Source organism: Njordella aestuarii, assembly GCF_056494165.1.
In genome coordinates, this window is sequence record NZ_CM151397.1 from 248,783 (window position 1) to 261,223 (window position 12,441).

The following is a 12,441-nucleotide window of genomic DNA, read 5'->3' on the forward strand; positions in this document are numbered from 1 at the left end:
TGAGTTAGCGGAGAGGTATCAATCCCCGGTGTTCTGAGCCGCGAATTTCAACGCACGCTGAACAGCGACGTAGGCAGCATCTACGTCGATGCTGGTTGCTACCTCCATATTAGCACGATTACTCACAAAAGGACGACGATCGGCTACTAAAGCACCACGAGTTAGCTTTCCGGCCGTCTCGACGCAGATAAATTCTTCTTGCGTAGTGAATAATTGGGGTTCGGTCAGCATCAACCAACCGACAACGGCCTGCAAAGTAATCGCTTCACGAGCGTAGTTCTGCCGCATTGAGCGAAAATAATACGGCAACATTTCCCTTAAAACCTTACCAACGCGACATGTCTCGGCGGGCAACAGGTCCATCAAATCGAGCCCGAAAGATAGCTGGTTCGTGATATCTAATGGGACAAGCGTTTTTGTTGTCGGCGACCGGAAAACTTGATCAGCACTAATCGGATCAAAATGGATGTTGAATTCCGCTGCCGCTGTCGTATCCCCATTACAATCGATCGCACCACCCACCATGATGATTCGATCGATGGCCGTTGCGAGCTTCGGGTCCCGGTTGAGCATTTTTGCGACGTTCGTCAGCGGCCCCATGCACAAAAGCGTTATTTTTCCAGCATTTGCCCGCACTTCGTCAGCCATCAGTTTGTCGCTGGCGATCAAGTGCTGACGTGAAGCCGGCTCAATTTTCCAACTTCCCAGGCCATCTTTGCCATGTAACAGCGCGGCATCCGATACGGGGGCATCGTCGGGGTCACAAGCCGAACCAGTCCGCGGGTGACGCGGTGGATCCGTTTGCTCGATCAGGGCGAGCACATTACGTGTCGTAAGACTGCCGTCGACCGAACCCGCCGTTGCGGTAATCGCCATGACCTCAAGTCGAGGATCAAACATCGCAATAATTAAAGCGATTGCGTCATCAATCCCCGGATCACAGTCGATGATAATGCGTTTTTGCATAGATTGTTTTAGCTAAAGTCGAGTGTTCTGGGAGCAACAATGCAGTCAGCAAAAAAATTAAAGGATAAACTAAGTGTCAAGTCACCAAAAAACACGTGTTCACCAGGAATCTAACGCAAATTTTAGTGTACCATTTTCGATATGAACCAATCAATCATGCAACAAGCGCTCGAACAAGTCGAAGCCCGGCACGATCTGACGCGCGAAACGATGAATCATATCGTATCAGCTATGCTGGCTGGAACAATTGACGATCAGGCAATGCGCCGATTGTTAATCGCGTTGCACGAAAAAGGTGAGTCAGTCGAGGAAGTTGTGGGGGCGGCCGAGGCACTGCGGGCGACGATGACTCCCATACGTACCAAGCGAACGAACCTGCTGGATACTTGCGGTACAGGCGGCGATGGCTCGAGAACCTTCAACATTTCAACAGCGGCCGCCATCGTCGCTGCGGCTGCCGGAGCTGCTGTTGCTAAACATGGAAATCGTCGCGTCACAAGTTCGACGGGATCGGCCGACGTTCTGTCCGAGCTTGGAATTCGCATCGAGGCATCTCGTGAAATTGTCGAAGAATGTATCGACGATCTTGGAATCGGCTTCTGCTACGCTCCCCTGCTCCACCCAGCGATGAAGCATGTAAGTGCCGTTCGGCGTTCAATTCCTACGCCTACGCTTTTCAATTTTCTGGGACCATTGTGTAACCCCGCCGGGGCTCCCTACCAAGTCTTAGGTGTTGGTAAGGCCGATTTCGCCCTGAAAATGGCAACTGCGTTGAAGGAACTGCAAGCGTTTCGAGCGATTGTTGTACGTGGCGAAGATGGCCTCGATGAAGTTTCCCTTTCAGCGCCGACCCATGTGCTTTTAATTGAGCCGGATGGTATCACGGAACTAAAATGGACACCGGCGACATTTGGTTTCGACTCGATCTCTGTCGATGACCTGCTGGTAGACAACGCGGCGGAAAGTGCCGCTGTGATCCGTTTGGTTCTTTCGGGTGTTCGAAATGCAGCCCGCGATATTGTCGTTGCGAATGCGGCTGCCGGTATCTGGCTTGTCGGTTTAGAAGACAATCTGCTTTCAGCGCGTCATCGTTGCGAGGCTGCTATCGATAACGGACTCGCGAGCAGTATCTTGCAACGTTTGGCCGATCGGACCAACAGTGATCGAGTTGCATCGCAAGTTTAAGAGCGACGTCAAAACTCTGACATAATCTCGCTCATCTGCCTTGTAATCATGGGCAGAAAAATGATGCCGGAATAATGGTTGGCCAACATTTCCACATGATGGTCTTGTGAAAGTTTCGCCGCATCCGCAAGCAGTTTCGAACTGCGGGGCGGAACGACTGTGTCAAGCGTGCCGGAGAAGATCCACGTCCGGTCTGGATCGATGCGATGCGCCAATCGCAGCGGTTCGATTTCGTAAAACATCTTCCTGATCTGATCGTCAGTCAAGCCTGCCTTTTCAAGTTCTTCTCGCACTCTAGCCGCGTCACGCTCGCCTTCCATCAAAACATTATACAAATCGCCGCCAGCCAGTAAGATTACAACACGGTGATACGCCGAATCTAGTCCAGCGACTGTTGCTGTTACGAAACCACCCAAGCTGGTTCCCTGCAAACTGATTCGATCGGCATCAACATATGGCATTGCCGACACAGCGTCTTTCGCTCGCCTCGCATCCGCCACACCCTGCTTCAATGCATGGATCAAGCGGTCGCCTTTGGGACGTCCATCGGGACCCCTGCGCGAACCGTAGTAAGGCAATTGCAACATGAAGGCGTGGATGCCGTTCGTCTGAAAAGATTTGGCTATCATGCGTCCAACCGTCATGCCGCTGCCAGACTCGTGGACTACCACTACTGCGGGAGCGTTTAAGATCGAGCCTTCCTTGTCACGGGCTTGATACCACTCCATGGCAACGGAATCATTCAGCGATACGCCGCTTGGAACGGGGGATGGAAACCGCAGCAACCAATCGCCTTGACCTTCTTTCGCTTGCGTTAGTTCTACGTCAAATTTTTCTGGTTCCCACTTCAGTCCATTCAGACAGTTCGTTGCGTCACCGACCGTTTCCGATCCAATCGATAGCGAGTCGGTTGCGGAAAAGATACTGCCGTCCTCGATGCTAGTGGTAGGGGCCGTTTGCAACGCTCGGCTAGAAGCGTACTTCTCTGCCGAGGCCGCAGGCAGTTCTCGCAGCAACGCTAGCAGGTCAATCTTGATGTAAGGTCGCTCGGCGGCTGGTTGAGTGTGGCTTGCGTTGGCGACATACATGAATCCATCCTCGGGCACGAACAATACATTGTGTAAATTGGACGCCATCGCGACCGGTCGAGCCATCAGTTGTTGAGCTGCAACCGTGTCGATTTTTCCATACTGAGTCTGAACTCTCGCTCGCAATTCCTCGAGCCTTGCTCCTGAAGACAAGACAACCGCATCTGCGATCCCTTCGCCCAAGCGTGGATGGGCTTCTCCGGGCGCCACAAACTGAATCGATTCCGGCGTGGCAGCCACGCCAACCGCGGTGCGGTTCTTGCCGTCCGCAAAAACGTAAAAGTATTCGCAAGTACGAGGGCTCTCACTCCACAGCGTTTTCACTTCATCTAAAGTCGAGCACTCCTCCAGCGCGCGACGCATCAGTGTCGCCATCGGGACGCCGTCCCATTGCCCTTCACCATGCCCACCCATTTCGCCCAACGAAACTCGTTCTGCATTCATGCCGCTTACGCTTCCGATGAAGCCAGCATAACCAACATTTGCAAAAGGGATTTGGTTGTCAGCCGCGACGATGAACGTTGTAGCCGCATCTTGCAGACCTATCGTTGTCATGTAGTCCAGGACGCGACCATGGTATAGCTTTCCATCAACCGTAGCATTACCGAATACAGCAAAACCTGAACAATGAAATAATTCCGGGAACACATTGAGCGTTTCCATTAAGTCAGCGTCAACATTAATGCTGGACGCCAAGGCCCGCGTTTCGGCTTTGTGCCGCTCTGGAATATGCGGCTCTAATCGCGTGTAAGCCTTTTCCAGATCATCGCGAAACCATCTGCCTGTCGCAATCGTCTGGGCTGTTCCAAACGCATAAAGAACCGAATCGATACAACGTTGTGTCTCCCTTGCAAGAAGCTGGCCATGAGCGGTGCCGATTTCTTCGGGCGATCCATATAGGAGGACAACGCGATGATTTTCCACCCACCGAAGTTCACCGAATTCTACTTTCTTGTCGAGCTGCTCTGGAGAAATCAAAAGGTTGGAGGGGGCAAGCACTTCGAATGTGCGCCGCATACCGCGCGCAAGCTGTCGTTCGATTTCTATGCGATCACGAGTAAAAATCTCCATCCCTGGCCAATCAGTAGTCGAACGTAGATTCCCAGAAGATGACTCAATTGTCGCTTCCAGATGAGTACCGTTGATGTAGGCGCGGATCGTGCCGAGCTGCGCAAGTTCTACGCGCGCCTTTTCTCCGAGCCAAGCATTTTCAGTTGCATCAAAGCGTAGTTTTGCAAACGTTTCCAGCAACGCACCAACTTCATCCGAATCAATGTCGGAAATGACTTGGCTCGCGACTTTGACTATTGTGCCGGAACTGACCAAACGATCGATGATTCCATCAGGCTTCAAGTTATCGTTTGGATCACATTGCCCGCTCCCAATATATACCTTCTTGTGGATAGGCAATGCAAACGCGATCGCGTCAGGCCGCCGGCGTATCGCTACCGCATACTCTTCATGGATGACTTCCAGGTCGAATGATTCTTGGTCAAAGCAAGTAAGCGAGAAATCAATGTGCCGTGTTTTGCCGTCGATGACGGGTTCTGCAAATCCCTTGACGGTGTAATCAGATTGTCTTCCTTTTAAGATCGATAGCCAAGGGTTGAGCACGTGCGATAACGAAGGTGCTTCTGCATGGCAGACGGGCTGCCATACAACACAACTCGATAGGGAGAGCATTAAACCAAGGACGAATCGATGCATTGTTCGCATTCCTGTGTAGAGTGGGAGGCTAACCGATTCTATCCCCCTTGAACGCACGATAGCAACACAGCTTTGCGACGAATTCCCTTGTCGCAACCTATCGAGCGACAACTATTTCTGCGTTGCATGTTGAGCTAGCTCTTCTCACGACATCTCGTTCACGCCTCATGCTCCCCTTGTCCCGGAGCGTGGCGAGGAAGAGTTGATTTCAGGCATGTAAATTTGTGCAATCGCTTGCTTCGGAATTCTCAGGCAAGATGCGATCATAGTCGCGGGGATTTCCAGCGGTTTCAACAGTATGTACGTTGCGTCGCTCAGCCACGCGTTTCGGGCGCAGCGTTGGGCAAGTTTTGGGCCGATGCGGTCGTAAATCCTTCGAAGCTGACGGTGCAAGCGCGGCGTCGCGATCAAAAGTGCAATCTCAAAAAACTTCAGCAGTTGCAACTGGTGCGTAATCTGAAACGTCTTGCCCTCAATCGTAACGATCTGCGGCTTGACCAGGCTCGCGTGACCATGAGCCGATGCACTGCAAAAATAGCAGCGATCGGGCGGGCTCGTCGGCAGCTTCGCGTATTCATCGAGCATGAGGACGATTGAGAATCTCAACGCTACTAACCAGCTAACGAAACTGGCTGATGTAATCCAAATGATAGATTGCCCACGAGCCGCAACCGCTTCTTTTGCGATTTTCAAAGCGGCAAACAAATAGACGATAAAGCAACTAATAGGTGCGCCGAAAATTGGTAAGGCAAGCAACCAAAATAGTGCGCCTTGCAGGTAACGGAACTCAAACGAGATTGTTAACGTTGTTAGCACTGCCAGGAGCGTCGTGAGCGTGATGATGCGTAGCACGCTTCGCACGCAGTAGCTGGCGATCCATGCGGCCAAGAACGTGGTAAGCAAACCGAGAAAGCCAAACTGCAATTCGAGGGAGACGGTGACGGATAACACTAGGAAATACGCTGCCACCAAAACGCCGAGATAGATTCCAGCTCGCAGCCATGACGATCGAGCAAACGCGGGGCGGATGATGTACGTACCCAACGCAATCATCGGAAGCAACATAAAGAGCAGTTGTGGAAGGACGGCTGGGCTGCTGAAAAGCAGAGATGCATAGACGCCAAATTCTCCGCTTTGCCAGAGATCATCGAACGGATTGGCGAACAAACTAATAACGACGCAGATCAGCGGCGCAATGATGCCGACGCAGAACGCTGTTAGCCTTACTGCCAGCTTCGCTGAACGAACAAGTTCCGCTTTGCGAGCCTCTTTGCGATTCGGTTGACTTGGTTCAACTGTCGAACTGGCGAATGCAAAGTCATCGTCGTTTGCTTCTTGAGTAGTCGATGCTTCCATTGGACTGACGAGTCGCTTAAATGAAAATTGCTTCCAGAGACGACCTGCATCAAGATAACTTACAAAAGCAAGAGTATGTCACTTACTCCGCCAGAATTCTAACCATTCGGCGAAGCGGTTCGGCCGCTCCCCAAAGCAGTTGATCGCCAACAGTGAACGCTGACAATTGACAGCCGCTGCCGTCTAAATCCAGCTTGCGCAGTCGGCCAACAGGTACGTTTAAAGTCCCACTTGCGTACGTCGGTGTTAAGCGTTGAAGCGACGCGTCTTTGGTGTTCGGTACTACTTCCGCCCAAGCATTGGCCTCCGCAAGCAAGCCTTCGATTTCGTCGAGAGGAACATTCTTTTTGAGCTGAATGGTCAAGCCTTGACTGTGGCATCGCATGGCGCCGATACGGACGCAGATACCATCGACAGGAATCGTATTGGCTGGTTTACCGAGTATCTTGTTTGTCTCGACGCGAGCTTTCCACTCTTCACGGCTTTGCCCTGTACCAAGGTCGGAATCGATCCAAGGAATCAGTGATCCCGCGAGAGGAACTAAGAAGTTATCCGTTGGAATGGCATCGCCGCGCAGGTGATCGGTAACGCAGCGATCGATCTCTAAGATTGCAGAACTTGGCACTGCCAGTTGGTCTGCAACACAACCATGGATTGAACCCATTTGATTTAACAGTTCCCGCATGTTCTTGGCACCGGCACCCGAGGCAGCTTGGTAAGTCATGCTGGTAATCCATTGCACCAGATCTGCCTTAAAAAGACCATGCAACGCCATCAGCATGAGCGACACAGTGCAGTTACCGCCGACGAAAGTGCGGATACCTTTCTTTAAGCCGTCGCGAATCACGCTGTCGTTCACAGGGTCAAGAATAATGATCGCCTGATCATCCATGCGCAGCGAGGATGCTGCATCGATCCAATGGCCGTTCCAGCCCGATTGTCGAAGCTGTGGGTAGACGCTCTTGGTGTAATCGCCCCCCTGGCAGCTTACGATGGCATCGAGTGTCTTTAGCTTGGCCAGATCGTCTGCTGCGGAAAGCTTTCCGGTGGCTTGTCCGTCAACCGTCGGACCTTCACCGCCGGCGTCCGAGGTCGAAAAGAATACGGGTTCAATCGTCTTAAAGTCGCCTTCTGCCTGCATTCGTTGCATCAGAACAGAACCGACCATGCCACGCCAACCGATTATGCCAACAGTTTTCACGAATCTATACTTGTAAGAATTTGAGAGGAGACAACCGAACGTCGCAGTTTTCTGCGCCCGACTCGGACAGCTTAACTGGAAGCTGGTTTTCGTCTAGGGTTTGCGTGTCCGCTTGGGCGGGATTCCGTCATCGCACACGTTCGTTCCAGTCGGAACTAGGTACGATACCACTCCTCAACGAGATCGGAGATTTCGGTAGGTTCGCGGAAAAGTCGCAAAGGAATCGAGTTAAGGCGGTCGGATACCTGCTTCAGTCGCTGTTTTTCCAGCGGACGCGAATCCAGCTGGCGTATGGCAACGCCAAGGATCGATCGCGGAAACTTCTCGGCCAAGTTGGCATAGATCTCCGGATCGCGTTCACCCGAATCGCCTACCAACAAGAAACGTCGATGGGGCATTCGTTTGATCAGCGTGCGGATGACTGCTTCCTTACCGCGTCTTCGAGACAGTCGCCATTTTTTAAGCAGCTCTTCGCGGATCGTAAACCATTGCAAATGGATGCTGCCGAGCGGGTATCGGAACTCATCCAAGAATGTCTGCAACGGCTGATATAGTTGCCACGGGCTTGACGATACATACTGAAACAGAATTGGAAACTGTTCAGCCCAACTGCGGTAGAGTTCGGCCATCCCGACGATCGGTTCGAAGGGATCGAGGAACGTGCGTTGAAGCATCCGTTGCCGACTGGTGACTTCCGTTTGCTTTACAGTGTCATCGATATCGGTAACGACATTGATTCCGAATGTGTCCGCCAGAAAGAGTTCAGTTCTAGCTGGTTCGTATTGATCGTAAGTTTGAATGACTGGAGCAAGGCCTTCACGTTTTTGTCGACCAAAGACCTCGTGATTGGCGAAGGCTCCTGCCGCAATATTAATGCGACCACTGAATGTGCCGCTCTTTCTGGTGCGACGACGAATGGTATGAATCTGATCGACCAGTTCAACCCTTATTTTGTGTCCAGGTTCGGCATTGACTAGAAAGCCTGCCACGCGACCTTGAAAATTTGGATTGTCCAAAAGTTCCGGCGGCAACTGCAACCGCTTGATCAAGCCACGCAACATAAGTCGCTTGGTTAGATTCAGTTGCGTCGGCACGTCATAACAACGGCGCCCTTGAACGACAATTCGCCAGTTACCAGACTTCGCATGCCGATAACCATACGTGCGGTACAGTGTCGTCGTGAGCTTCGGCGCCGCAAGAAGCGGTGCTGTATTCAGAAGCAGGCCGTCGCCTTGAAGCAGTGCATCCGATGCGGCTAGCTGAGGAGTTAGCGGCAGAGGCAGAATTAAATTGTCAGTATTCTCGATACCCGACAATTCTGATGTACTGCTTAGAGTTTCAATCGCGTCACTTAGGCGAGAGCGTGTGTTAGGTTGGTGCATTCGTATACGTTGGGCGATGCAAACTAGGGCTATCACAACGCTACGATATCGTAATTAAGCCAAGACCGCCAGCGTTAGAAAATTGTTGAACCAGTACCGTTTCCCAATACCTTCATTTCCAAATCGACCAGCATTTTACCCCAGAAGTACCAAATTCCCGAAGGACGAAAAAGAAAATTTGATGAGGTTTTATTACGCAGCGACTAGCCAAGCCGCCTGCAGGGGAATTCCGCTACGCCGCCAATTTTTGAAGAGTTTGGACTGTGCATGCGAAAGCGGAGATTTGCCGTCTACCGCCGCAAATACCAGTTCACAATGCCGCAATAATGTAGATAGGACAGTCAGATCGCTACGGAGTACGTAAAACGATATCCAGTTGAAATCGCTGGTAAGCTCGGTGAGAAGTGTGCAGAGATTGCGTTCATCACCCTCTGCGATTAGCTGTCCAAATTGTTTTTCGAGAGGACTGGGACGAGTGTTGTCGTCGAATTTTGCTGGCGCTGGCAGGGCGAATTTTCGAGCGTCTCTCTTTTTCGCTGACGTCTCGCCTGCGGGACGAAGACGAACAATAGCATCGCTGGAACCGAAGCCATCTAAAATGCACCACAGGCCACCCACCGGCAGCCTAGTCTGTATCGAATGCCTCAGTCGCTGCGATGCTGACAATCGTGAAACACTTGTATCTGAATCAGACGCCGATGGGCTAATGGAACTGGGAGGCTCGCACTCTGGCCATACAATTTGTTGGTTGTTGCTAGATGATTCCACAATCGCAAACACGTGTCGAGTCGTTGCCAGCACGCGTCTAGCCACTTGCATCGCTAAGTCATCGACCTGGTTCTCAATCGGCTCGTGTGCTCTGGCCATAGATGGTTCCTTGTCGAATGAGTACTTACATAAAAATTTGGAGGGGAGGTCTTAGCCGATAACTACGTCCGGAGATTAGAGAATAGCTTTGAGTATGATTGCAACATGGCAGCAGCTACCGGTTTGCTGTCGGTATGAGTTTCAGGGATGTAGCTCGCGACATCTTCGTCGATTATCAAGATCTCGCGATCGTCCGAATTTGCGAGCGTACTGTCGGAATCAAAGTCGCTCATTGAGAGAGAGTTCGAACTGCGTCGGTCGACAGATGCTAGAGTTTCAAGGTCCTGCAATCGTTCACGCAAAGATATTGAGTCGTGATGGTAGTTAATTTCAGCATCGACGTCGATATCTTCATCGGTTGCAGATTCTACGACCGAATCAAATGCATCGCTAAAGAATGAAGGCGTCTGTCCGGTGACGTCTACGAAGTTTCCGAACGCTGTTGGACCACCCTGCTCTGGCTGCTGTTCGCTATGCTCCCATCGAGCCTGTTCTGCCGACACTTCGTGCCGATCAAATGTTTGGAACGATGCGCTTGGGTCAATTGATATTGATTCCAAATTGATGTTGGAAATCATATCCAACAGTTCGTTCTCGATACCATCCGGATGTACTGTTTCAGCAGTTATTGGCTGAAGGTCAAAGCTTTCACGGCTTTGCGGCTCATGTCCGTAGCCTACGACGGCTGAATTTAGTTCTACACTGTCGGTGTCAAGTCGGAATGCCTCCGTCGCACTCTTAGCCACATGTTCTTGGTCAACATTTTCCGACTCGCTGTCAAAGGAGAAGTAGTCCACAGAGCTTTCGTACTCGTATTCCACTTCGCTCACGGTCGCGGCTACGTTTTCCGAATCGGCCAGACGCTGCTCTAACGTCGGAAGCTCATACGCATCTTCCGACGTTGCGCCGGAGGCGGTGGTTTCGGCGACATTATGATAAAGGTCATCGGCCACAAAGCTATCTTCAATTCCGACTGTGAAGAATGCTTGAGAAGCAAGTTCTTGTTCCGCCAGCGAAGGCTGCGCGATGATCTCCATCTGGTCGCAATCGATGCAAAATCCGGCTCCGTTACAATTTGCACAGGTTTGCTCTTCAGCAGACTTCAACAGGTAAGTTTCGTCTGTGAAATCGTTCCCGAACAATGCTTCGACATCAACGGTTTTAGCTTTTTCTAACGTTTCAGCTCGAACACGCAGGTCGAATGCTTCCAGTGCTTGTTCGAACTCGTCGTCTTCTTGATTGATCTGTTCGTTTAACGCGGCGACGTCTGCATTAGGGCTGCTCGGGTTGTCTTCGGTCGTGTCGCGAGGAATTACAGAGCTAAGCCCCATGCCTGCGGACGGCGGAACGCGAGTTCGCATTTTGAGCGACGGTTCCGATTGGTTCTGCTGCGTTGCTTGCGACTGACTTTCTTCAGCAAACCCCAAGAATGCCAACTCGTCACGCTGGGTGCTAGACTCGTCGGTGCTGGCATACTCAGACGCATACGTGGACTGTTGCTGCGCCTGCCCGATCTCATTCTTTGAAGCGACCTCACTCGAAATATCGGAGACGTCTTCCACCATCGCTGCTATTTGGTCTTCGGCTTGAGACTCTACAACGGTTGCTTTCGACGAAGTTGTGGCAATGCCTGGATCTGACCAAGGTGGAACTGCTTGTTGTTGAGCGTGCCACGCTTGTTCGATGTCACTTGCATTGATAGGTCTGTTAACTGCTGCAACAGCGCTGGCAATTGCACGGTCTGCGATCTGATCGATCAGACGTGGTACACCGCCGCTAACTAGAAACATCGCATCGACCGCGGACGAATCGAATACGCGTTCTAGTCTAATACCGCCGAGTTCTACTTTGTGACGAACGTATTCAACGCATTCGTCGATCGTCAGTGGACGCAGGAAATGTCGTGAACAAATTCGTTGCTGTAACGATTCTAACTGAGGGTTGCATAGCATCTCTTCCAGTCGCATCGATCCACACAGGATCAGCGAAATGCAAGGTGCGTTATCGACAGTCAGGTTTGTTAATAGACGAAGCTCTTCCAGGATGCGCGGAGATAACGCCTGAGCTTCATCGACGATGAGGGCAATATTTTCCGCGCCAGGGGATCTGCGATGCTGCAATCGTTCGATCAAGCTGAGTCTTAGCTCGCCATCAAACAATCCACGATATGGCATACGCAGTTCGAACAGAAGCGTCTTGAGCAAGTCGGCGCGGCTTGCGATCTGCGAACTGGATAGCAAGATGACTTCCGCAGACTGTGCGACTGCTTGCGCGATTCTGAGGCACGTCATAGTCTTGCCCATGCCAGCGCCGCCAAAGATCGCGACGGGGCCGTCATTGCGGCTGACGGCTTCAATACATTGCCGGCTGATCCATTCACTATTGCCAACATTCACATACTGTTCGATGCGTGGAACGGCGGCGAATGGTCGATTGGTGAATGCAAATCTTGATTCGTTCATCCTTGAACTTTCTTAAACGCGATTTTGTTAGCTGCGTTATGGCACTTGCTGCGACTAGCGAAAGCCATATTTTCCGTAAGTATGCGTAATGGCTTTATCGATTTTGTCGGCACAATTGGATGATACGCTTCAGTAAATCCCGCGCAATTGGTACATCTTGCCAGCGCAATTGCCGTCGACGTTTGCTAGCAACGCGACGCGATCGCTAGCAAATCGCCTTACAACTG

Annotated in this window: 8 protein-coding genes; 1 reads left to right on the top strand and 7 read right to left on the bottom strand. The window is 51.5% G+C overall.

The annotated features are described in order from the left end of the window. Positions 1–18 precede the first annotated feature (18 nt). On the bottom strand, positions 19–966 hold the full coding sequence (locus tag SH451x_RS00895) for a nucleoside hydrolase (RefSeq protein WP_479360384.1): 948 nt from the start codon (positions 964–966) through the stop codon (positions 19–21). A gap of 141 nt (positions 967–1,107) precedes the next feature. Here SH451x_RS00895 and trpD point away from each other — a divergent pair, with 141 nt between their 5' ends. After that, positions 1,108–2,151, top strand: a complete 1,044-nt coding sequence (gene trpD, locus SH451x_RS00900) for an anthranilate phosphoribosyltransferase (RefSeq protein WP_479360385.1) — start codon at positions 1,108–1,110, stop codon at positions 2,149–2,151. 8 nt (positions 2,152–2,159) lie between these two features. Here the strand turns inward: trpD and SH451x_RS00905 are convergent, their stop codons facing one another. The 6 genes from SH451x_RS00905 to SH451x_RS00930 all read right to left on the bottom strand — a co-directional run bounded on the left by SH451x_RS00905 (position 2,160) and on the right by SH451x_RS00930 (position 12,214). Next, positions 2,160–4,946, bottom strand: a complete 2,787-nt coding sequence (locus SH451x_RS00905; RefSeq protein WP_479360387.1) for a C45 family autoproteolytic acyltransferase/hydrolase — start codon at positions 4,944–4,946, stop codon at positions 2,160–2,162. Between the two features lie 165 nt (positions 4,947–5,111). Then, positions 5,112–6,302, bottom strand: coding sequence for a DUF6688 family protein (locus SH451x_RS00910; RefSeq protein WP_479360388.1), 1,191 nt, complete (start codon positions 6,300–6,302; stop codon positions 5,112–5,114). Between the two features lie 82 nt (positions 6,303–6,384). Then, a complete protein-coding gene (gene asd / locus SH451x_RS00915) occupies positions 6,385–7,503 on the bottom strand; it encodes an aspartate-semialdehyde dehydrogenase (RefSeq protein ID WP_479360389.1) in 1,119 nt (372 codons plus the stop codon). 155 nt (positions 7,504–7,658) lie between these two features. Further along, entirely contained in the window at positions 7,659–8,885 is a 1,227-nt protein-coding gene (locus SH451x_RS00920) for an App1 family protein (protein ID WP_479360390.1), read from the bottom strand. A gap of 192 nt (positions 8,886–9,077) precedes the next feature. Further along, positions 9,078–9,752 (bottom strand): hypothetical protein, encoded by a 675-nt coding sequence (locus SH451x_RS00925; RefSeq protein WP_479360391.1) that lies wholly within the window; start codon positions 9,750–9,752, stop codon positions 9,078–9,080. Between the two features lie 62 nt (positions 9,753–9,814). Then, positions 9,815–12,214 (bottom strand): ExeA family protein, encoded by a 2,400-nt coding sequence (locus tag SH451x_RS00930; protein WP_479360392.1) that lies wholly within the window; start codon positions 12,212–12,214, stop codon positions 9,815–9,817. Positions 12,215–12,441: the final 227 nt, after the last annotated feature.